At 41.2% G+C, this 22076-nt stretch carries 17 protein-coding genes and 1 other RNA gene; 8 read left to right on the top strand and 10 right to left on the bottom strand.

The window, feature by feature from the left end; all coding sequences use genetic code 11:
* Window positions 1–296 precede the first annotated feature (296 nt).
* From rpe to trpS, 3 genes are read left to right on the top strand one after another with little or no spacing between them, the layout of a single operon-like run.
* Window positions 297–971: a ribulose-phosphate 3-epimerase gene (rpe, locus tag BCU84_RS08660; RefSeq protein WP_102527692.1), complete on the top strand. Its 675-nt coding sequence runs from the start codon at window positions 297–299 to the stop codon at window positions 969–971.
* 2 nt (window positions 972–973) lie between these two features.
* Window positions 974–1702, top strand: coding sequence for a phosphoglycolate phosphatase (locus BCU84_RS08655; protein ID WP_102527691.1), 729 nt, complete (start codon window positions 974–976; stop codon window positions 1700–1702).
* 34 nt (window positions 1703–1736) lie between these two features.
* A complete protein-coding gene (gene trpS / locus BCU84_RS08650) occupies window positions 1737–2738 on the top strand; it encodes a tryptophan--tRNA ligase (protein ID WP_102527690.1) in 1002 nt (333 codons plus the stop codon).
* Between the two features lie 283 nt (window positions 2739–3021).
* On the opposite strand, the gene BCU84_RS08645 is transcribed toward trpS, so the two are convergent.
* The 4 genes from BCU84_RS08645 to BCU84_RS08630 all read right to left on the bottom strand — a co-directional run bounded on the left by BCU84_RS08645 (window position 3022) and on the right by BCU84_RS08630 (window position 6461).
* A complete protein-coding gene (locus tag BCU84_RS08645; protein ID WP_102527689.1) occupies window positions 3022–3594 on the bottom strand; it encodes a BON domain-containing protein in 573 nt (190 codons plus the stop codon).
* Entirely contained in the window at window positions 3591–4184 is a 594-nt protein-coding gene (locus BCU84_RS08640) for a phosphoheptose isomerase (RefSeq protein WP_102527688.1), read from the bottom strand. The genes BCU84_RS08645 and BCU84_RS08640 overlap by 4 nt, the downstream gene beginning before the upstream one ends.
* Before the next feature lie 79 nt (window positions 4185–4263).
* The gene (locus tag BCU84_RS08635; protein ID WP_102527687.1) at window positions 4264–4599 is read right to left on the bottom strand and encodes a YraN family protein; all 336 of its coding nucleotides are present in this window, start codon (window positions 4597–4599) and stop codon (window positions 4264–4266) included.
* Between the two features lie 38 nt (window positions 4600–4637).
* Window positions 4638–6461, bottom strand: coding sequence for a penicillin-binding protein activator (locus BCU84_RS08630; RefSeq protein ID WP_102527686.1), 1824 nt, complete (start codon window positions 6459–6461; stop codon window positions 4638–4640).
* Window positions 6462–6550: 89 nt separating this feature from the next.
* On the opposite strand from BCU84_RS08630, the gene rsmI reads away from it, so the two are divergent.
* Both rsmI and rnpB read left to right on the top strand, forming a co-directional pair.
* Window positions 6551–7393, top strand: coding sequence for a 16S rRNA (cytidine(1402)-2'-O)-methyltransferase (gene rsmI, locus BCU84_RS08625; protein WP_102527685.1), 843 nt, complete (start codon window positions 6551–6553; stop codon window positions 7391–7393).
* A 74-nt stretch (window positions 7394–7467) separates the two neighbouring features.
* Window positions 7468–7811: RNase P RNA component class A (rnpB, locus tag BCU84_RS08620), an RNA gene on the top strand.
* 66 nt (window positions 7812–7877) lie between these two features.
* On the opposite strand, the gene BCU84_RS08615 is transcribed toward rnpB, so the two are convergent.
* Window positions 7878–8795, bottom strand: coding sequence for a hypothetical protein (locus BCU84_RS08615; RefSeq protein WP_133146628.1), 918 nt, complete (start codon window positions 8793–8795; stop codon window positions 7878–7880).
* Window positions 8796–10169: 1374 nt separating this feature from the next.
* Here BCU84_RS08615 and BCU84_RS08610 point away from each other — a divergent pair.
* Window positions 10170–11447, top strand: coding sequence for a hypothetical protein (locus BCU84_RS08610; RefSeq protein ID WP_102527683.1), 1278 nt, complete (start codon window positions 10170–10172; stop codon window positions 11445–11447).
* Between the two features lie 495 nt (window positions 11448–11942).
* Here the strand turns inward: BCU84_RS08610 and BCU84_RS08605 are convergent, their stop codons facing one another.
* The 3 genes from BCU84_RS08605 to BCU84_RS08595 all read right to left on the bottom strand — a co-directional run bounded on the left by BCU84_RS08605 (window position 11943) and on the right by BCU84_RS08595 (window position 14371).
* Complete coding sequence (locus BCU84_RS08605; protein WP_102527682.1) at window positions 11943–13229, bottom strand: carbohydrate porin; 1287 nt, start codon at window positions 13227–13229, stop codon at window positions 11943–11945.
* Window positions 13230–13545: 316 nt separating this feature from the next.
* Entirely contained in the window at window positions 13546–13803 is a 258-nt protein-coding gene (locus BCU84_RS08600) for a YdcH family protein (RefSeq protein WP_102527681.1), read from the bottom strand.
* A 235-nt stretch (window positions 13804–14038) separates the two neighbouring features.
* Window positions 14039–14371, bottom strand: a complete 333-nt coding sequence (locus BCU84_RS08595) for an NINE protein (RefSeq protein WP_102527680.1) — start codon at window positions 14369–14371, stop codon at window positions 14039–14041.
* A 576-nt stretch (window positions 14372–14947) separates the two neighbouring features.
* On the opposite strand from BCU84_RS08595, the gene BCU84_RS08590 reads away from it, so the two are divergent.
* Window positions 14948–17431 carry a patatin-like phospholipase family protein gene (locus BCU84_RS08590; protein WP_102527679.1) on the top strand — a complete coding sequence of 828 codons (2484 nt, stop codon included), beginning with the start codon at window positions 14948–14950 and terminating at the stop codon, window positions 17429–17431.
* Window positions 17432–17609: 178 nt separating this feature from the next.
* Window positions 17610–17909 (top strand): DUF3144 domain-containing protein, encoded by a 300-nt coding sequence (locus tag BCU84_RS08585; RefSeq protein ID WP_102527678.1) that lies wholly within the window; start codon window positions 17610–17612, stop codon window positions 17907–17909.
* 274 nt (window positions 17910–18183) lie between these two features.
* Here BCU84_RS08585 and BCU84_RS08580 read toward each other — a convergent pair whose 3' ends face one another.
* Both BCU84_RS08580 and BCU84_RS08575 read right to left on the bottom strand, forming a co-directional pair.
* Complete coding sequence (locus BCU84_RS08580; protein WP_102527677.1) at window positions 18184–19362, bottom strand: winged helix-turn-helix domain-containing protein; 1179 nt, start codon at window positions 19360–19362, stop codon at window positions 18184–18186.
* Window positions 19363–19503: 141 nt separating this feature from the next.
* Window positions 19504–21774: an OmcA/MtrC family decaheme c-type cytochrome gene (locus BCU84_RS08575; RefSeq protein ID WP_241906392.1), complete on the bottom strand. Its 2271-nt coding sequence runs from the start codon at window positions 21772–21774 to the stop codon at window positions 19504–19506.
* Between the last annotated feature and the right edge of the window lie 302 nt (window positions 21775–22076).

The following is a 22076-nucleotide window of genomic DNA, read 5'->3' as shown; positions in this document are numbered from 1 at the left end:
TGTCTCATACTTTCAGAATCAATAAATAAACATGTCTCGAATAACGGTATACGATCCAACAAGATGTAGAGATCAGAAGCTATATATTCATAAAAGACACAGTGACGTAAGTTGCATTATAGCAAATTTGTCTAGTTAATGAACATCCATTGAGTGTGATCTAGATCAATTTAATACTTACAGATTATTAATATTTACATTTATTGGACTTAGCAAAGTTTTATTACTGTTTGTGACTAGAGCGTTTTCTCTGCAGAGGGTAAAATAATGCCACTTTTAATCGCTTCGAGAAGACTATGCGTCCATTTCTTATTGCCCCATCTATTTTATCAGCCGATTTCGCCCGTTTAGGTGATGATGTTCAAGCCGTATTAGATGCAGGGGCTGACGTTGTTCACTTTGATGTTATGGATAACCATTATGTGCCTAACTTAACGATTGGTCCTATGGTTTGTCAGGCGCTACGTGATTTCGGCATAACTGCTGATATTGATGTGCATTTAATGGTGAAGCCAGTTGATCGTATTATTCCTGATTTTGCCAAAGCCGGCGCTTCTATCATCACTTTCCATCCTGAAGCATCAGAGCATGTAGACCGCAGTCTACAACTTATTAAAGAATCAGGTTGTAAAGCTGGTTTAGTATTTAACCCAGGTACACCACTGCATTATCTTGACCATGTCATGGACAAACTAGATGTCATCCTATTGATGTCAGTTAATCCAGGTTTTGGCGGACAATCATTTATTCCATCAACGCTAGATAAGCTCAAACAAGTTCGCGCCAAAATCGATGCGAGTGGTTTTGATATTCGTCTTGAAGTTGATGGCGGTGTTAAAGTTGATAATATTGCAGAAATCGCAGCTGCAGGTGCAGATATGTTTGTAGCAGGTTCGGCTATTTTCAATCAACCAGATTATAAAACTGTGGTTGATGAAATGCGCAGTGAACTGGCTAAAGTTGACGCGTAATTATGGCTGACTTCGCTAAAATTAAAGCCATCGCTTTTGATTTAGACGGCACGCTTATCGATAGCGTGCCAGATTTGGCTGCGGCAACGCAGGCCACATTGGCCGAGCTCAACCTTTCCAATTGTACTGAACAACAAGTTAGAAACTGGGTTGGCAATGGTGCTCGGGTATTAATGCTGCGTGCATTACATCATGCTTATACTGCAGGTGAGATACTATCGCCTTCTGTTGCAGAGTCTACATCAGTTTCTGAAGACGCGCTTGATGCTGCAATGCCTGTTTTTATGAAGCATTACCAGCTGCACTTGCAAAAGCATAGTCAGCTTTATGTGGGGGTATTAGAGACATTAAACACCCTTAAAGTCTCAGGTTACCCACTAGCAATCGTGACCAATAAGCCTTATCGATTTACCGTTCCGCTATTAACGGCGTTTGAAATAGATAAATTATTTAGTTTGGTGTTGGGAGGGGATTCGCTGGATAAAATGAAACCAGACCCTCTGCCATTAACGCATATTTTAAATGAATGGCAACTTGAACCCGAACAACTATTAATGGTTGGGGATTCAAAAAATGACATATTTGCGGCAAAAGCAGCTGGAGTAAGCTCAATAGGCTTGACCTATGGGTACAACTACGGTGAAGATATTGGGCTGAGCGGCCCAACTGCGGTATGCGAACAATTTAATCAGATTTTAGCCTTATTACCTTCAGTTAACACTAACGGCTAAAACAAACTGCTAGATCAATGGAGCAATAAAACAAATGACTGCAAAACCTATCGTGTTTAGTGGTGCTCAACCATCAGGTGAGCTAAGTATCGGAAACTACATGGGCGCGCTTCGTCAGTGGGTTAACATGCAAGATAGCCACGATTGTATTTATTGTGTAGTTGATTTACATGCAATTACTGTACGACAAGATCCTGAAAAACTGCGTGCAGCTTGTTATGACACGTTAGCAGTTTATCTTGCTTGTGGTATCGACCCTGACAAAAGTACTGTGTTCCTACAGTCTCAAGTGCCGCAGCACACGCAATTAAGCTGGGCGTTAAATTGTTACACCCAAATGGGTGAACTGAACCGCATGACGCAGTTTAAAGACAAGTCGCAAAAACATGCCAATAACATCAATGTGGGTTTATTTGATTACCCAGTATTGATGGCAGCTGATATTTTGCTTTATCAAGCAAATGAAGTGCCTGTAGGTCAAGATCAGAAACAGCATTTAGAACTGACTCGTGATATCGCGACACGTTTTAATAATGCTTATGGTGATACGTTTGCAGTACCTGAGCCATTTATTCCAGAAACGGGCGCTAAGGTGATGTCACTGCAAGAGCCAACCAAAAAAATGTCTAAGTCAGATGATAACCGTAATAACGTTATTGGTTTACTTGATGATCCTAAAGCGATTATGAAGAAAGTTAAAAAAGCGATGACAGACAGCGAAGAGCCACCTGTTGTTCGTTTCGATGTTGACGAAAAACCGGGTGTATCAAACTTATTGAGCCTAATGTCAGGTTGTAACGGTCAGTCAATTGAGTCTATTGAGAAAGACTTTGAAGGCAAAATGTATGGCCATTTAAAAGTGGCAACGGGTGAAGCGGTTGTTGAAATGCTTGAACCACTGCAGGAGCGTTTCCGTCAGTTTAGAGCAGATGAAGAGTACCTTGATGCGGTATTTAAAGCTGGTGCTGAAAAAGCGCAAGCTCGTGCAGAAGAAACGATTAAAAAAGTGTACGAAAAAATCGGTATGATCGTCTAACGATTAGCTAAGTATTTTAATTGTAAAAACAAGCCAGCATAAATGCTGGCTTTTTTGTCTCTGATTTTTTGCTGCGACTTTATCAAGCCTTGAGACTTTTTGAGATTGCATTTTAAGCCGTTAATAAAGCACGCTATTGCAAGTTCATTTTAGCGATGTTGCTGACAACTAAAGTTAAACCCGATTAAAATCTCAGGGAAATTAAGTGCGGCTAATCGGCCTGACTCAATATCATGTTTAACCATAAAGTCATAAGCGAGTGCTATATCTTGATTAACAGCGTTTAATCAGCGTCTATATATTCAAATACTTTAATCACTTTTCTCACACCAGAGGTGTTACGAGTCACCTCAACTGCAAGATCTGCTTGATCGCGAGCAATTATGCCAAGCAGAAACACTTCACCATTTTCGGTGACCACTTTCACCCGAGTGACATCTAACTCTGTTTCATTCAACATGCGAGTTTTAACTTTAGTGGTGATCCACGTATCGTTACTGCGTGTAGTAAATGAAGTGGGGTTACCAATACGAATTTGGTTATGCAGCTTACCGCCAATTTCTAACTCTTGTACTACTCTTACGGCTTTGTCGCGGAGCATAGAATTAGGGGACTGGCCAATCATCAACACATTACTGTTTAACACCACACCAGTAATGTTGGTCTGGCTATTAATATCTTGATGTTTTGATAGTGCACTGGTGATATTAAAGTCGGCATTAGTATCACTGATTTGCGTAGACATACTACGCTCATCATTGGCCATTTTTGCACCGCCAACAGCACCAACCATTACAACACCTGCACAGCCTTGAAGCAGGAACAGTATTGCAATGGCAAGAACTGCTTTTATCATGCTTGCTCGTCCTGAGGGAACAGAGTGCGGTCAATATTGTCACATAAACAGTGAATGACTAATAAGTGAACTTCCTGAATACGTGCAGTCACGTTAGAAGGTACGCGAACTTCAACATCGCCTTCACTCATAAATCCTGCCATTGCGCCGCCATCTTTACCGGTTAACGCAACAATAGTCATATCGCGACCTAAAGCTGCTTCCATCGCTTTAATTACGTTACCAGAGTTACCACTGGTTGAAATCGCCAATAAAATATCACCAGGTTGTCCTAGTGCCATGATTTGCTTAGAGTAAATCTCATCGTAGCTATAGTCGTTGGCGATAGCAGTAATCGTTGAAGTGTCACAGCTTAAAGCAATGGCTGGTAACGGTGGGCGTTCAATTTCGTAGCGGTTAAGTAATTCTGCTGAGAAATGCTGTGCATCGCCAGCGCTACCGCCATTACCACATGCAAGAATCTTGTTACCGCTTAACAGGCATTGAACCATCATTTCAGCCGCTTTTTCAATCGACTCTGGTAATGCTTCAGCAGCATCAATTTTAGTTTGAATTGACTCTGTGAAGCTGTCTTTAATACGTTCTAACATGGTTAAATCCTTACTCGGTAAAGTGTTGCTATCATGCTTAAATCACTATCTAGGCAGCATTATAGCTAAAATTGTCTATTTAAAAACACCCTTGTAACCATTGTATGTCTTGGCCATTAATGGCAATGACATCAAAGCGGCATGGGGCATTGATTTTGTGAGTTTGTAAATATTGCTCAGCAGCTTTTCTAATACGAGATATTTGGCCTGCCGATAATGCATTTAACGCACCACCAAATTGAGTTGAAGAGCGAAATTTAACTTCAATAAAAACCCAATATTGCTTATCTCGCATGATTAAATCTATTTCACCAAAACGATAACGCTGGTTCTGAGTCACAAACTGTAGACCTTGTTGTTCAAGGTAAGTTCGAGCTAATGATTCAGCTTGTTGCCCAGCGTTAGTTTGGCTCATTTGTATTTAACGGATATCCATCTAAATTCAGTTGCTTGTTATAGCGGACGAAGTTGTCCACGTTGGTATTTACCCCAGCTCAGTGTTCGCTCAATAACACCATTTTGATCAACAGAAAGCGCGCCACTGCGGCCATTAAATTGATAACCTGGGAATGCGCGCATTTGTGCTAAACGACTTACCAAATCTAGTGAATCATAGCCCATGATATACAAACGCTTTTGACCATTATTCCAATTGCTCCATAGTTGATTCACCATGGTGGTTTCGGTGTTGGCGCCCATTAACCAAGGGATATCACTGATCATCAGGTTATTGAGTTCTTGTGCCGATTGCGTTGAGTTACCACTGAGTCGACTGCGGCTGGTGGTATAAAGTGCAACAGGAACAGCAAAAACGCTAAAATTAACATCTAAGAAAGGCTTAAGCAGCACCAGGTCTTTTGCGGCAGAAATCATATAAATGGCATCGATATCGCGACGTGAACGAAAATCTGCTTCGATATTATTCCCTATCAATTCTTTCATTCGTGCAATGCGCGCTTGGCTGTCTTTAACGCCTAGGGCTTCTTGCACGGTTAACTTCATTTGATCGCCGCCATCGTAATAATGGATTTCAGCATTTTCTTCGGTTAACTCAAGCCATTTACTGTTAAAGCTTTCAGCCATGCGTTTACCGGTTGAGTCATTACTGACTAATAGCAGTGGCAAACTAATGCCATCGTTATACAGCTTTTGCGCAGCATCACTGGCTTCTTGAGCTGGTGATAGAGCGAAATAAAACTGATCACTATTAGGAGTGAAATTTTCAGTTTGATTCAAATAAAGTTGCGGAACCGTCATAAGCTCTTGCTCGTTTAGTGCTTGCATTTCTTCAACGGCATTAGGTAAAAGTGGGCCAATGACAAATTCAGCGCCAGCGGCTAAAGCATCTTGATAAGCGGTTTCAACGCCAAGGTTAGTATCAAAAAAGTTAAGTTCAATTTGATCATCAAATGCAGCCATATAGCTGGCTAAAATGCCTTGCCTAATTGGCTCTGCCACAGCAGCTCGTCTACCTGTTAATGGCAAAAGCACAGCAATATTTTGCGGCTTATACGGTTTAGCATTTAAGGCTTTTTCTAAATCAGACGGTAATTTCATCGCACCAGGGTGATTAGGATTGGCTTGTTGCCATTCACCTAAATATCGCACTAATTGTGATGGGTCTACTGCATAGTGTTTGGCTATGTAAGCTAACTGCAACCAACCTGAAAAGGTCGGGTTACTGTTATCACGCATAAAGCTTTTAATGGTTTCTTCGTGCAATGGCTGTAACGTACGCCAAATGGTGTCGTTGACTTCAAACGACTGCTCTTTTGGTAAGTACAAGCTCAGTGAACTAAGTTGTCTTAATTCATCAATTGGTTGCTTAGTTTGATTAAACAAACGTGCTTTATATTGATGATAAGTCACACGTTGCCAATCTGGCAGCTTCCAGGTATTAGGATAAGTGAGAATTGATAGGGCATCAGCGTCAGAGCGAGTTTGCTCAGCCACGCGTGCAGAAAGGTACAACCATTCTGCTTGCAGTGTTGGCTCAGGCTGTAATTGAGGCTTCATCGAGACAAGTAACTTATCTGCAGCACTCACATTGGCTTCATTAATGTAAGCATGCGCGGCTAATAACAGGTATTTGTCACGCTCTTGTGGCTGTTTAGCGTTACTGGCTGCAGATAAATAGATATTGGCCGATTGCGTCACGGATGCCAATGAACTATCAATAGCCTGTTTATTTTCAGTAGTTTGAGTTGCACAACCCACTAATACTGTCGATAAAATAGCTGCGAAAACGAATTTTGTTGTAATCAGTCTTTTTAACACAGGGCTTCACTCTGGTAAGATGCTGTCTCTAGTTTAACCTGCTCTTTCACTTGGCGAAAGTCTTGATGATACTCAATACAGAGGTAGTTATGGACCTATCGGTCGCACTTTATATCGTTCCCACCCCAATTGGTAACTTAGGGGATATCAGCAGCCGTGCAATAGAGGTACTTAATAACGTTAAACTCATTGCCTGTGAAGACACACGTCACAGTGGAAAATTATTAAGCCACTTTGGTATAGAGACCCGTAAAACAGCACTGCATGATCATAACGAACGTGACAGAGCGCAGTGGATTATTCAAAAACTAAGTAACGGTGAAGCGGTTGCATTGATTTCAGATGCGGGCACACCTTTAATTTCAGATCCTGGATATCACTTAGTTAAACAAGTGCGTGAGGCAGGGTACAACGTAGTGCCATTGCCTGGCCCTTGTGCTGCCATCACCGCATTAAGCGCATCAGGTTTGCCGTCTGATCGTTTTTCATTTGAAGGATTTTTACCGTCAAAAGAAAAAGGACGGTTAGATAAACTTGCGGCGTTAAAAGAAGATCCGCGTACGTTGATTTTTTACGAATCTCCGCATCGTATTGTCCATAGCCTTGAATCCATCGTGACAGCGTTAGGTGACGATCGTGAAATAGTTATGGCTCGTGAAGTCACTAAAACCTTTGAAACTTTTTTATCTGGTTCAGTGGCAGAGGTATTACAAACAGTAAAAGATGACCCGAACCAGCAAAAAGGTGAAATCGTCATCATGATCCATGGTCATCGCATCGACACTGAATCAGAAATTCCAACCGTTGTGATTAATACTCTAAAGCTGTTATGCCAAGAGTTACCGCTTAAAAAGGCTTCAGCGTTAACGGGTGAAATATACGGGCTTAAAAAGAATGCACTTTATAAATACGGTTTAGAAATCGGACTGTAATTAAAATGCGAATGGTTTAGCCCAAAGCTATTTTTTAGATGGTGTGTTGCAGTCGCTTACGCTATAATCCGCGCCGAGTTGGCCAGACAGTTGCTGCGTTCGCAAGAACGGGGAGGAAAGTCCGGGCTTCAAAGAGCAGGATACCAGGTAACGCCTGGGCGGTGTAAACCGACGACAAGTGCAGCAGAGAGGAGACCGCCAACTTCGGTTGGTAAGGGTGAAAGGGTGCGGTAAGAGCGCACCGGGCCACTGGTAACAGTTGGTTGCAAGGTAAACTCTATCCGAAGCAAGACCAAATAGGGTCCCGTATGGCGCTGCTCGCGTTGGGACCGGGTAGGTCGCTTGAGCCTGTGAGCGATTGCAGGCCTAGATGAATAACTGTCCAAGACAGGACCCGGCTTATCGGCCAGCTCACCTCATAAATTAAAAAGCCCGTTTATCGAAAGATAAGCGGGCTTTTTATTGTTTGAAATACTGTGTAATTCTAATCAGCCCATATTGAAGGCAACAAACTCATCCTTTTAGTTTTATAGTTATGAGCACAAATATGCTGAGTAGGATTTTGTAATAAAGCTTTATCTGCATTTGTTTCACATCGCCAATGAATTCCATAACCACTTTCTGTTGGGGTCAGGTGAACAACGGTGCCAGCGGCAAACTCAAAGTCTAAAACAATTGCGATGCCTTGTTTGTTAGAAATAAAAGCTTCCTTAATACCTATTTGCTCTTCTAAATTATCAATGACTTTTCTTACCTCTTTATTACTTTTAGGGAGGCGCTGGTGTTGTCGATAGAAATCGTTGATAGATTTACCAGCACTTGATAATTCACGAGTTAAGCTTTGAAATAACCACTTTTTATTGTTATCTTCAAAAAAGTTTTGGCTGTTAATATTATGTTCTTCAATTTGTTTTTGAACATTTTCTAACATGACGGCTTTTTGCTGTTCAAATACTGCTTGTTTTTGCTGGTTTTCATTAACTAACTCTTGGTTCACCAGTTTGACACGTAAATCATTAGTCATCATATGCACTAACACTGCGAAAATTATAAGCAAGCTAGATGCTATAAGCAGTTTATAAATTGAAAAACCTTTCGAAAAATCTTTCATGAAGGAGCTGAAAGAGCGGTGTTCTTGACGTTGCCATATCTCTTGTTGCTCTATTTGGCGGCTTTGCTGGGGAGACATGGACAGAGTTTGAGGGTTTTTATGCTTTGAAATAACTTCTTTTGCAATGTTTTCAATTTCTTGTCGTTCAAGCTTTGTTACGTCATCGAGAATATCTAAATAATCAATGCCTAGAGGCGGTAATCTATTTCTTTTAATGCCATAACGCTCGTAATCAAGAGCAAGTACAACATCCTTAATTTCATTAATAATAGCATCACTTGAACTGTTCAAGTTGCCTCCATATCCATTCATCATTTTCATCCTTGAACTACCGCAAAGCTACTATTGTCACGGCTGACAATCTTAAACGTATTTTCATTACTATGAAAATATCTAAATACATAGACATTCATTTTATTTATCAATTATAAAAGAAGCAATAAGTCATCAAGTTACTTGTATTTTCATTCATGCTTTACCAGAAGGTAAGCGTGATTATTGTTTGCTTTTATGTAGTCTATTCAAAGTTACGAGTAATAAATGACATGACCACCATGATAAATGGTTAATGAAAGGTTGGTTTCAGCGGCAGCATAAGCGTCATACCGATGACATCCAAGATAAAATGAGTAAAATTAACATAATAACTTTCGATATTTCGAATTTTTGAGCAGTAATTGTTATTAACGAAGAGAGTTGTTGGATTGTATTTTAAAAGTGGGTGTCATGATAATTTGCTATCTGTAATATAGGTTTACAGATTCAAAAAGTAAAATCCCACTTTTATTCCGCAAATTACTATTCTAAATAGGCTGTTATTCTCTAGTGAAAAATATCAGTACATTATAAAAGGCTATCGAATCTTAATATGAATTAAGGTTGTTAAATCATAGTGTAACGACTCCTTCTGGGAGTCGGTGGAGTCAAGTTTTTTAGTTTACTATGATCCAATAGTTATGACTTAACCTTTCTAGGCCACTTTTGCATGTATCTACAAAGGTGTTTCGAGTGGAAAAAGTGACAAAGTAAAGCCTGTTTAAAAATCAACCATTCTGTCAATTGACCCTTCAAGCCCACATGAGTATGGTAAAAATCAATGTAATACATTGAAGAGCAAATCCTAATATCCCTAAATACAATTAAATCTGCAATTAAATCTGCAATTAAACCGCAATAAAACGGGTGGATATCGTTAGCTGTAGGAAAGCTAAAATCATTAGACTGGCTCCGATGGCAGCAATAGGGGCTTAAGCATAAGAGCAAGATTAAGCTGACCAATTCTTGAACCTTGTTGCGGTAGGATCGTTTATGTGGGCAATGAATTCAAAAGGTGATGGCAACCTTGTGTTAATTAAACATGATGACGAATATTTTAGCGCTTATGCACGCAATGATAAGGTCTTGGTAAGCGGACAAAGAAGGGCTGTAAATTGCAACAATGGGCTATTTAGGCGCGAGTGAATTTATATTGCATTTTGAAACCCGAAAAAGGCAAATCGCGTGATCCATTTCTCTATCTACTCAAACTGTAGCTGTACCAAAGGATACCAGTGAGAGATTTCACTGCCCTTTACACCAATCGGAGATGCCCCTTGTGGTCACTCATCACTCCGATTCAAAAAGCATACTCAAAATGAACCTAGCGGTTTAACTAAGGAGCAAAAGGTGAAAAAACAACTTTCAGTAGTAATAATGGTAATAGTGATTTGTATATTGCCATTTCAATCAGCCCAAGCTAGGACCTGGTTTCAAATAGATAAGCAGAGCTATCTTGACGAAGCTAAAAAGAAATGGAAGCCAAATCAACCTGAGCCTGTCCATCATGCTCATGCGCTCACATCAGGAAAAATAGTGTATTTCTATGATGCTTGGGGAGGTATTAATATTGCTCCTGTGGGGATCTTGTCAGATGGTTCAAATCTTTATGGGCCGACCAGTCAGAATGGTAGAGAGGGGGAGTATATGGTGGAGGTTCTTGGTGACCACAGCACCACAAACGATCTTGTTATACGGTTAATTACCACAAAGATAGGTAATGAAAATAGGTTCTTGAAGTGGGCTCCGCCCTCGGAGAGCGAGTCAAATGTTCTTAGTGACGATATTGCACCTGAAAACAGTCCAATGAACAGAAAGGCTGGGAAATTAGATCGTGCCTACGAAATGAAATTGGAAAAATTCGAGCCTGACGGCAATCGCTTCCGCATTTCCTTTCTTCAAGGTGATGAGGATGGCAGGTTTCGTAAAAAATACTACTTGCACTCCGATAGAGATGCTAGTGGCGTTCGCAGTCTTGGCTATACCTCAGCAGCTGCTAATTCGGGAGGTAGTTCTAATCGAGCTCCCGCAAACACAGGCTCGCGCCGCTATGATTTTTTCTTTGACATCGTTTCCTTAGCAGTTACAGACACACTTCAGGGAAAACCTAAACGGACTGGAGAGCCTGAAGTGGTCTATTCTTCTAAGAAACTTGGTTCTGGACGATTAAAAGGTGCAAAGTATTTAGCAGAAAACCCTGCAAGTGAAAGCCTTCTTCAGGTTCAAGCTGTTGTGGCAAAGTTTATTCCACAGAATACAACGAGCCACGAGTATCATTGGGAAGTGGGTATGACGATCGAAACAGGTATTAGCTACGGAATAGGTAGTGTCAATATGTCGGTTACGGCGAGCGGAGGCGAATCTAGGAGCACCTCAGATTCGACGACAAGCGAAACTCAAATACCTATCCCTGGAACAACTATTCCACCGAGACATAGTAAAAAAATGAATGCAGACCTTGAAATAGAAATGCTAAATACACCCTGGAGAGCGAGGATACTTCGCACTATTAGAACTAGAACGTCAGATCGAGATGAAGAATACGAAATGGATCTAATCATCGAAGTGATAAGCAGGACAGAAAGTGTAAAAGTAATAGGCTGGGGGGATCCGGTATCACTCAATTAACTTAGCTCAGACGTAACGGCAATGTTAAGCTAAACTTATTTCAATAAAGCGATTGTTATTTAAAATAGCAACCGCTTATTTTTCGAATTTTTAGGGTGAAATTATTAAAATCAATAGTGTGAGCAATAGTATGGACCCCCATAATTAATGATCTTTACACATAAATGACAGTAGGCAGTCTCGTTACCATAGGATAAAAGAAGTTTATAAAGGTGTCGGCTATGGATTGTAAAGCAACATAGCCACCCATGATTAATTGCTATATATCAAACTCCCTACTCACTTTCGTTGCTGCTGAATATTTGTGACTTAATATTCAGTGATTAAAATACTGAGGTTAATGAAGGCCAGAACTGAAAAATCGCTTTTCAGCCAGTCGTCGCATTCAATAAAAAGCCCGCTTATCTTTCGATAGCGGGCTTTTTGATGTCTAAATCATTATCTAAACTAGGGCATTAGCAACTATTTGTAACTATAAACAAGGATTAACAAGGCCTAAAAATAGTAACCAAAGTTAATATTGAATCGTTTATTGGTGTCACCATCACCGACCATGGTGCCGCCGATGAATGGTTGGTTCTCAGCTACTACATAATCGAAGTAGGTGTATAAACCGCCGGCAGAAACCGCCATACCGGTGACATTCATAAAGGTGTCTTCAAGTGAGGCAGACTTACCCGTCACTAAAGAATAATCATTGTAGAAGGTGAGGTTAGATACTGGGCCAAAATCGACTGGTAAGCTGTAAGCCACATTAGCGATGTAAGTGGTCGCTTCTGCTGGGATTGAGTCATAGAAGTGGTAAGCGGCAACCACAATACGGTCGACATCCATGCCATCAACATCGTATTCGTAATCTGTTACTTGTAATTTCACGTTCCAGCGATCGTAATCGAGAATACCGTGAATAGCTGCTGCAAAGTTGTCACCATCGGTGCCGTTGGCTATTTCTAGTTGGCCTGCTTGTACAGAACCACCGAGTTCAACACCCAGTTTATCGAAGGTGAAGTTGTGCGCATAACGCAGGTTAAAGGTATTCACCTCACCTGCTTCATAACCTGCCGTTGGTGCATCGTAAGCATCTTCACCGTCTAGACGAATACCCACAACATCGTAGGCGTAACGGTCTGTACGATCTGACACATATCCGTCTATACCACCTTGTTCATCGTTTTTGTAAAAGGCAATGTCAAAACGGTTAGCGTCGCTTTTATAGGTGTAGTTCAAACCCATATCGTGGTCATCTTCAAGGCCAAGATAAAAGTTAGAGCTGAAAAAGTAGTTGTTTGATGCGTAAGTTAGCATGCCGAATGGCACTTGGGTGACACCGATTTTACCTTGTTGGTGTTCATCAAAGTTATAACCAATCCAAGCGTGTTGCACTACATTCATGTACTCAAACCAGCGGTACTGAGCTGAATAAATTAAGTCACCGTAACTGCCGGAAACATCGATACGGAATAGGTCAAAGTCAAAATCGCCACCGCGATCGGCGTTGGCATCATTAAAATCTTCATAGGAATAATTAACACGGACAGCGCCGCCAAAATTAACTTTGGCCTCTGTTGTTTTGCTGACCTCAACTTCTTCGACGACTTCGTTAACAACTGCAACTTCCACTTCTTCAATAACCTGTGGTTGTTCGGCTGCTTTTTTCTGTTGAGCTTCTAATTGCTCAATGCGCTCTTTTAATGCTTTCAGTTCTTCTTCAACAGTGGTTGCATTGGCACTAGTTGATAATGCTAAAGCGATACAAGTCGCGGCAAGGGTATAACGAGTCATCATTTTTCCTTTGGGGGGAAGTTAAGGAATGTGTAATGTATGTTAGCAGAGGTGGGGTTTTGCTAATAGGATGTTTGCTTGATGCTGTTGTCTGTTATTGAGTGCGATGGTTGATGTAGGTCACACTTATGGCATAAAACCGTGTTTAGACGAGGGGCTGTATTCTAATTATGATGGCATTAATAGGATTAGATAAATGACGACTCATGGTTCAGAGCCAGATACATTGTTAGGGCAAAGGTGTCGTTTGGGAAAGAGAGCTTATTAATGCTGCAAAGGGGATTCAATGTATCCCCTTTTATTCAAACTTGAGGAGTTAGGACGCGTCTTGGTCGTGATGTTGCTTTAATTTTTGGAACAATACATCTTTTAAATTAGCACGCTGTACTTTTAACTGATGCATATGCTCATCATCAGTTGGGCTTCCTTCAACTTCTAACTCGCGTATCTCGTAATCTAATAAGTGATATTGCTTGGATAAGGTTTCGAACGCTTCGTCTTTGTGATTCAAATAAACAATGTCTTTCTTAAACTCAGGAAAGTCGAAAATAAGTGCATGATTCTCATTTAACATAGGCAACCCTTGAAATGGTGAATTGAAATTCTTTATTTTGAAACTGAATTTACTATAGCACTATGAGGTTTAGGAAAGGGAGAAGTTTGAACGGTTTAGCGATCTGGCTAGCAAAAATAATAGCCATGAATATGCAAGGAAGAGTCGTCAGTGGAAGAATGTAAAACGCCTTATTAAATGCTTAATAAGGCGTGGAATACAGCAAATAACACATTATATAATCGGCATTTTCGTGCTAAATCGCACGTTTACTGTATTGCTGCTCGAAATTAAATGAACTCATTTTCATGGTGCGGATAGAGTCAATCCAGCCAACAACAAACGGCACCAAAGTCCAGCTGAATACTAAGTAAAGACTGCCTTTTAGGTATTGACCTAAATAGAATTTATGTAGCCCTAAGCCGCCAAATAAGAACCCAAACCATATTGCCCATTTCTGATTTTTAATACGGATATTCGGATCGATCCCAGCAAGTGCGTCTAATCCTTGAGTTGCCTGACATTGAGGGCAGCTGATTAAGTTCGCGTCGATTGTCTGGCTGCATTGTGTGCAGGTTATTTGAGGCATTACAAACTCCAATGGTCAATATTGCTAATGAGGCATTATGAGTACAAGTGTGCGCTCAGTTCTAGTGTTCTAGATCTCACTATTAAAATAAAAAATTGAGCTAACAATATAAAAGGGAGCTTATGGTGCTGGTGGCTAACTTGGGTTTAATTTAATTAGCTTAGGTTAATGTGTTTTATCATTTTAAGTCATTGTAATTTAATGGTTTGATTTTATTTTGACATCAGGGTTAGGCTACGAACATTTTGATGATTTATTAGCTTATGTTAATTCGTTCATGCCGATGTCGCTTTCACTTTTTTATGTAAAAAAATACACTTGTTAATTTTGTTGGGGGCGGTTGTGTATGTTGTTGCGGTGGTTTTGTAAACAATTAGTCAATTAGCGTAATTTGAGTGAACGACGGAAAATCATTAAGTCATTTTTGCTGATAGAGTGAATCAATCATGGATCTATTCAGTATTGAAATGACCTTATTGTACTGCTATTTGAGACAATTAAACTCACGAATGCCCCTTATTTTCTTACCTTGTTCTCTCGTAAGATAGCGCCCTATTTTTTAAGGGGCTTATTCAGGTGAAATATAACATTTGGTTGCTACAGACTTGTTTGCTACAGACTTGGTTGCTACAGACTTGGTTGCTACAGATCTGGCCGCAAAAAGTTTGGAAGCAAAAAGCTAAGGCGCAACAGTTAATGGTGCGGTTTACAATATGTTTAATCACGCTGTGTGGTTTTTCCCCCACCCTAGTTTACGCACAAAGCGATGTACTCGCCTCAAAGAGCGAGTTAACAAATGTCGCTCCTCAATGGGTCGAAGCGCCATTATTAGAAACGGCTATACCTCAAAAAGACGTTGATAGCAGTCATATTGAAGTCGATAAATCACCACGTTTAAAAGTTGGGTTAGCGCTGAGCGGCGGCGGAGCTAAAGGTGCAGCCCATGTTGGGGTGTTGCGCTATCTTGAAGAAAATCAGATTGCGGTAGATTATATTGCTGGCACCAGTATTGGTGCTTATGTTGGTGGGCTTTATGCGTTGGGCTATAGTGCTGATGATATTGAAGAAATCATGCTAAACCTAGATTGGACCAGTGGTTTTGATGATGCCGTGCCGCGTAAGGCATTAAATTATCATGATAAACAAGATTTTGATCGGTTTAATCTTCCTTTTGAATTTGGCTCGCTTGATGGTGAGATTCTTATGCCTCAGGGCGTACTTCGTGGCCAGACAATGGGTAATCTATATATTCGCTCAGCAGGCTTGGTGCCTAAGCAAGACTCGTTTGACAACCTTGCAATTCCGTTTAAAGCGATAGCCACTGATATCAGTAGCGGTAATGCCGTGGTACTTGAATCTGGTAACTTGTTAAAGGCATTGCAGGCGTCTGCTTCTGTTCCTGGCATATTACAACCTGTAGAAATAGCGGGGATGTATTTAGTTGATGGTGGGATGGTGAGTAACATGCCAGCGGATACCGTTAGAAAAATGGGCGCAGATGTCGTTATTGCGATTGATATTGGCGCAGAACTAGCGCCTAAAACTGAGCTAAAAGATAGCTTCTCCATATTAGGCCAGCTTTCTACCATCATGACTCGCGCGAATGCGGTTCAGCAAATCGAAAATTTACAACCACAAGATATTCTTATTCGACCAGACATCAGCCTGCTAGATACGACAGACTTTAGCAGTATGCCACTGGGTTTTAGTAATGGTGAGCAGGCGGCGATTGAGCATCAACAACAATTATTATCACTGCAAGCAACGCCGGAATACTATCAGCAATATCAATCTCAACGCCTAGCTTATAAGCAGTCATTACTTTCTTTCCAGCAGCAGTCTATCCACCAGATAACAATGGTCAATAACAGTATGGTGGATAACAAGCAGATTGAATCGGCTTTTGCAGTCAAAGAGGGTGATAGACCTGAGGCTGAAGATATCGTTGCAGCAATAGATAGAGTGTACGCATTAAATGAATTTGAGCGAGTTGAAGTCGAAACTGTCCGTGACGACGATAATAATAAACAACTGGTACTCAACGCGCAGCAAAAAAGTTGGGGGCCTAATTTTTTTGATATTGGCTTTTCATGGGAAGAAGACTTTGGTGAAGTGTCTGATTTGAAGCTTGATTTGATGTATACGATGAATAATGTGGCCGGCACTCGTGCTCAATTGCGTTTCGAACTCACCTCTGGGCGAGAAAAGTTACTGGCCGCTGAATACCGCTTACCTTTGGATGCACTCGATACTTACTACTGGAAAACGCGATATCAATTCTCTCAAGAGGAGCAATTGTATTACTGGGATAACGAACGTGGTCTCAGTACAGATAATAGTGCTCACCATGTCAGCACAGCGATTGGCATTAATTTGATTAATGACATGATTTTTGAGTTAGGTTTTTCGGCTGAAAAGGGCAATACTGAAACTGATTCAGTGTTTAACTTAGATATTGATTATGACACTTATTCTAGTTTTGCATTGCTAAGCTATGACTCATTAGACAGTTATAGTTTCCCCCGTGAAGGCACCTTGCTTTATCTTAGAGGCGCCTATAACAAAGATAACTTAGCACCTGTTGTCGTGCCTATTCTAGGTGAGATGCTTGATGATACTGAACTGTTTAATTATGAGTTTGTTTTCAAACATGCTCAAAGTTACAGGCAACATACATTAATCAGTAAAGTTAATCTTAGTGGTACTGACAGCTACCAAGTAAGCTTAATTCATACCCATAAATTGGGTGGTTTTCTCAACTTATCCGGCTTACATAAAGATGCCTTAGTCGGCTCACAGTTAGCTTATGGGTCTTTAGTGTACCAATATCGTATTGATTGGCATGGGTTCGGAGGTAAAGCCATTCCAATATATCTCGGTGTCTCAGCTGAGATGGGCAATGTTTGGCAGTATAAGAGTGAACGAGATTTAGGCGACCTCATTTATGCGTCGAGCATTTTTGTCGGTACTGAAACTGAGTTCGGGCCTGCAGTTTTGGGGGTTGGTATAAATGACTTGCATCATAAAACGGTATACTTGACCCTAGGGAAGATCTTTTAAATCAGCTTAAGTTGGTTTTACTTACCTGCAAAATGATGCGGGTCACAGTTATCAAAACTCACCATTGTAGAGTGTGAACAACATTACAGTATAGAGGCGTGAAAGCGCGTTAATCTGAATATAGATAAGGTTTGCCGCAAAGTCGGCACACTAATGGCTCATTATTAAGGACCTAAGCATGTCAGATTCAGTTCCAAATAAAGCATTTTACGATCGTGCAAACCAGTTTATTAACGTGGCTAATGAGCACAACCAAGACCCAGAAATTAAAACTGGTGAAATTAGCGCTTCTTTTATGTATTCACTATCGCGCTATAACGCTTGGTTCGGTTCTACAGGTTTTGAGAGTGCAGAACAAATGCAGCAGAAAAAAGCGGATATGATGGAGTATTACGTCGAAGAGTATCGCAAGATGCTTGAAGGTAACATGGACGACTATATCGCCAATTTCGATCAATACCGTAAAACGCAAAAGTAAGCCTGTTGCTGCACAGCGCTAGGTTATGATTTAAAAAATCCACTATCAGAGTATCGTTAAGATAATCGACAGTGGATTTTTTTATCGTTAATTACCCCGGTAACAACGGCATCGCAGTATTGTTTCCAATACAAACGGGCAAGACAAGATGACCAAGTCCCTATATCGCGTTGTGCTTAGTCCTACTGAGTACTCTGCCACCTGCAATCAACACTCAACACTCAACACTCAACACTCAACAATCAAGAATGTGAAATGGGCTCATCAATAGGTACTATAGCGCTAATTGTTGTCGATGCAGCCATGCTACCGGATTGCCTAACAGTGGTAACTGCCATACACCATAATGCTCATCATCTTGTAGGCGGTAGTAGCGAATATCATTATCGAACAATAGGCTGCGGCGCAACGAGCTGTAAAAAGTGAACAGTTCGCCTTGTTTTCCTAAATGTTGATCTGGAGTGAGGTGTTGATGGTCAACGGTCATGAAAAATACACTTATGTTGTGACCTTCTTGCTCTATTTGTTGCTCATTAAATTGATAACGAGCTTGAAACTGTATCGATGCCCCATCGCAATTTAACAGGCTAATACAGGCATCAACCGTCATAATGCCTGCTTTGTCTTCGTTGTAGAGCAAGGCCATCCTAAAATCGACTCTTACGATGCCACCAGATGCAGTCGGATAATAAATATAATTATTATAATGTTGCTCGGTTAATTCAGTTGTTTGTACAGCCGCTTTGGGTAAGGTTAATTGATTTCTGGACGGCGTGGTGGTGAGCTGTATCTTTTGCGTCAGCTGCTGTAATTGTACTGAAGATATTAAGGCGTTATGGCTAACGGTATTGAGCAAGCCCGTTTGAGCGCAATCACCTTCTGGGCACATTGCTAAACTGTAGTAATGATTGTGTTGTCCTAGCCATTGGGGCTGGGATGGATTAATTATGGGCAGCGGCAATGAATCACAGTGATCTTCTGAGGTCGCCTCAATTACTGCTGTTAATGGATGTTGTTGGCATAACGTAAAAGGCAGGTTTACTGAGGACGGTTGCCATAATCTATACCCTATAACGGCGATAATGATACTCAAAAATATCAATATAACCATAGCCTTCATGGTTAGGGTTGCACGGGGATTTTTGTTTTGCTTTGTTGCCTGTGGCGCGTTTAATGCGTAACCATGACGCGGAATGGTTTTAAGCTCTATTGACTCATCGCTAGCAAGCTTTCGTCTTAAGGTACTGATGCATTGATTGAGAGATGCATCAGTCGCATTGCGGTTAGGCCAACCAGCTGATTGTAAATCGGTTTTAGTGGCGACACCTTCAGCCAGTATTAGATGTTTTAATACTGCATTTTCTGAAAACGATAATGAGTGCTGCTCACCTGTTCTAGCATCCGTCAGGGTTTGTTTGTCAGAATCGAATAGCAAGTTGGCCAGCAACAACATGAAAATTCCTGAGTGCGTTAGAAGAGATATAATATAGCGAAATGTGGTTGATATTGATGTGAAAGTGGTCAAAAAAAATGACCTTCCTCAAATAAAAGGGGCATAAATGCCCCTTTGGTGGAGTGATGATGAATTTGGGGATTAATTCAATTTATGCTGTTGTTTGAGTTTGTCTAATTTATGGCAAGTCACACAGGATTCTGTTTCCAGTTCATCCTTAGGGACACCAAAACGACCGCCATTTTGCTCCATATGCGCACGTACATGGGGCTTAATTACCATGGTATTGCTGTCTTCGTCATACCGCTTGGCATGGCACGAATAACAAGTTGCCGACACTGGGCTCACATAAGCATCGACGTTAACATCAGTGGCCGGATATGCTCTGCTATCAGGATCATAAGTCAGATCCAATGCCAAGGGTTTGCCTTCTTCAGTTAAACGCTCTGCACCAAAAGTGTCACCTTCATGACAACGGTAACAGTTGGCTTGGTTAGCGGGGTAATTGACTGAGCGGATCCAATCCGGTTGTTTCTGAGTTGCCCGCTGGTTGTTATGTAATGAATGCATCCAGATTTTATGATCTGGGTGACTCACAACGAGTTGCTCAACAAAGTCTTTGTCACCTTGCACAGTATGACGTTCGCGAATGGCTTGGGTCGGCGGAGTATTGGGATTATGACATGCGACACATGCATCAACGATATCAGCAGTTGAGGTGCCGTAGCCTTTACCGCGAGGCATCATAGGCTTAAATGCAATAGCTTCTTCACCGTCATTACCGGAGAAACAGGTCGTATTCGCCAGCTCGAGGTTTGACTCAGTATTGCGAGAGTGACAACTGCGGCAATTTAGCTCGGTAGTATCCGTTTCTTCATTGTAACCATGACAAGAACCGCAATTTTTGTTTGACACAATTGGGCGACGTTTAATTTCATCACGCAGGCCATTGGCATCAAAGAACCAACGTTTGTTATAAGTAGCATTGCTCTTAACGCCTTCGGTACCACAGGTCGCAGCTTGACCTAAATCATCCGTGCAGAAAAAGACTCGATTCGAGATAAAGCCATAATTGTCTGAGGTATCACCAGCAAAGGTATCATTCATCTCAATTGGCCCGACCCGGTAAACAAGGTTGCCATCAACTAATGCATGCACAGGCGTTAAAGGACGTAACCCGCTTTGCTCTGACGTCATTCGTTTGGTGGTTTTACCGTAAACGGTATAGCCTCGGCCTTGTCCCATGTGACCAGCAAGCCCTATACCGTCTTGTTGCCCTTGGGTGAAATTAACATCAATGCCCCAGTTTACGTACAACTCAAGCCCGGTTAAATAATCCCAATCTTTCGCTTCTGTGCTAGTAAAAGGCAGCGGTTGGCCTTGTTGATCTTCAAGTCCAACCACGATTTCTGCAAATGATTCACCTTCAACATCAACAATCTTCGCATCGCTAATGTTGACATTCATTAGGCTGCGGCCAGCGATACCGGCATCGGCTTTGCCTCGGTGTTTATCATAGACATGCTCGGCACTATGGCAGCTTGAGCACTGGCTGTTATCACTCATACCGCTATGATCTATGTTGGCTTCTTCTAAGTTATGACAACTAGAGCAATTTTCACGAGTTGGCATTGTTTGCCAGTTTAGCGCTTCAGTGTGTTCGGTTGTTTCTTCATTGTTGTGACAAGCTAAACAGTTACCAACGGTCTCAGAGCTAACACCAATATGAGCTTGATGAGCAATGATAGGCCATGTTTTATCATCATCGACTCTGCCTGCTGAGTGGCAAGTGGCACAGTTTTCTAGGCTATCACCGCCATGTTTAATGCTGGCAATGTCTTCATGACAGCTTAAACATGTTTGACTATCGACAATATTACGGGTGAACGATAGCTCAGAACCATCGACCATGTAATCAGTGTTTTGATATGTGGTCGGCACTAACTCAGTGCCATTTACGCGGAGGATAACGCGTTGGGGTAAACTTGCATCATAGCCATTTGGAAAGTAACTGCTATCGGCTAGGTTGGTACCCATGGTGTATTGGTATTGGCCGTTAGCAAAGTCGGTTAACTCTCCAGGGCACTCTTCATTGCAGGTTTCGTTGAGCAGATATTGCCAAGCAGAGCTATCACCATTACTTGGTGCGAGTAACTGAGCGGCTTCCACTCTAATGCTGTTAATTTTTGTGACTGGCGTACCTTGTTCATTTTCAGCAGAGAATTTAAGCGTAATATTACCCTCAGAGACAGAAACATCTTCAATATCTAGGGATAAAACCTTTGCTGAAGGGCTGCTAGGTGGTGGTGAAATACCGTCTTCACCATCACGGCTATCGTTACCACACCCTGCCATAACAAGAGCGGCCAGTGACATGCTATATGCCAATATGTGCTTTTTATTGTTCATCATTATCATCTTAATTTTAGGATTATTAGTATTGCTTCCGCCGAGGACATTAGCTAAAGATGGGCAGATTTGATGAGTGAACTGTTTTAAAAATAGAGTTTTTTAGAGGGTTTGGCCTGATTTTAGATATTTTTAGCTTTTTTAACTGAAGCTGTTGATGGTTTGGCTTTGAAATAGGGCTCTCTAATAAAAATCCACTATCAGAGTATCGCTAAGATAATCGACAGTGGATTTTTTTGATTCCGTTTTTTGATTCAGTTTTTTGATTTAGTTTGATGACTCATCACCACTAACCACTAACCACT

The organism is Shewanella sp. 10N.286.51.B7 (assembly GCF_002873615.1).
GTDB lineage: Bacteria > Pseudomonadota > Gammaproteobacteria > Enterobacterales > Shewanellaceae > Shewanella > Shewanella electrodiphila.
Note: the sequence above shows the minus strand (reverse complement) of the source record. Positions and strands in the feature narration are given on the sequence as shown.

What these genes read in the sequence shown, in the direction of transcription:
- rpe (WP_102527692.1), top strand. Translation starts at nt 297, where the DNA reads ATGCGTCCATTTCTTATTGCCCCATCTATTTTATCAGCCGATTTCGCC.
- BCU84_RS08655 (WP_102527691.1), top strand. Translation starts at nt 974, where the DNA reads ATGGCTGACTTCGCTAAAATTAAAGCCATCGCTTTTGATTTAGACGGC.
- trpS (WP_102527690.1), top strand. Translation starts at nt 1,737, where the DNA reads ATGACTGCAAAACCTATCGTGTTTAGTGGTGCTCAACCATCAGGTGAG.
- BCU84_RS08645 (WP_102527689.1), bottom strand. Translation starts at nt 3,594, where the DNA reads ATGATAAAAGCAGTTCTTGCCATTGCAATACTGTTCCTGCTTCAAGGC.
- BCU84_RS08640 (WP_102527688.1), bottom strand. Translation starts at nt 4,184, where the DNA reads ATGTTAGAACGTATTAAAGACAGCTTCACAGAGTCAATTCAAACTAAA.
- BCU84_RS08635 (WP_102527687.1), bottom strand. Translation starts at nt 4,599, where the DNA reads ATGAGCCAAACTAACGCTGGGCAACAAGCTGAATCATTAGCTCGAACT.
- rsmI (WP_102527685.1), top strand. Translation starts at nt 6,551, where the DNA reads ATGGACCTATCGGTCGCACTTTATATCGTTCCCACCCCAATTGGTAAC.
- BCU84_RS08605 (WP_102527682.1), bottom strand. Translation starts at nt 13,229, where the DNA reads ATGACTCGTTATACCCTTGCCGCGACTTGTATCGCTTTAGCATTATCA.
- BCU84_RS08600 (WP_102527681.1), bottom strand. Translation starts at nt 13,803, where the DNA reads ATGTTAAATGAGAATCATGCACTTATTTTCGACTTTCCTGAGTTTAAG.
- BCU84_RS08595 (WP_102527680.1), bottom strand. Translation starts at nt 14,371, where the DNA reads ATGCCTCAAATAACCTGCACACAATGCAGCCAGACAATCGACGCGAAC.
- BCU84_RS08585 (WP_102527678.1), top strand. Translation starts at nt 17,610, where the DNA reads ATGTCAGATTCAGTTCCAAATAAAGCATTTTACGATCGTGCAAACCAG.
- BCU84_RS08580 (WP_102527677.1), bottom strand. Translation starts at nt 19,362, where the DNA reads ATGTTGTTGCTGGCCAACTTGCTATTCGATTCTGACAAACAAACCCTG.
- BCU84_RS08575 (WP_241906392.1), bottom strand. Translation starts at nt 21,774, where the DNA reads ATGATGAACAATAAAAAGCACATATTGGCATATAGCATGTCACTGGCC.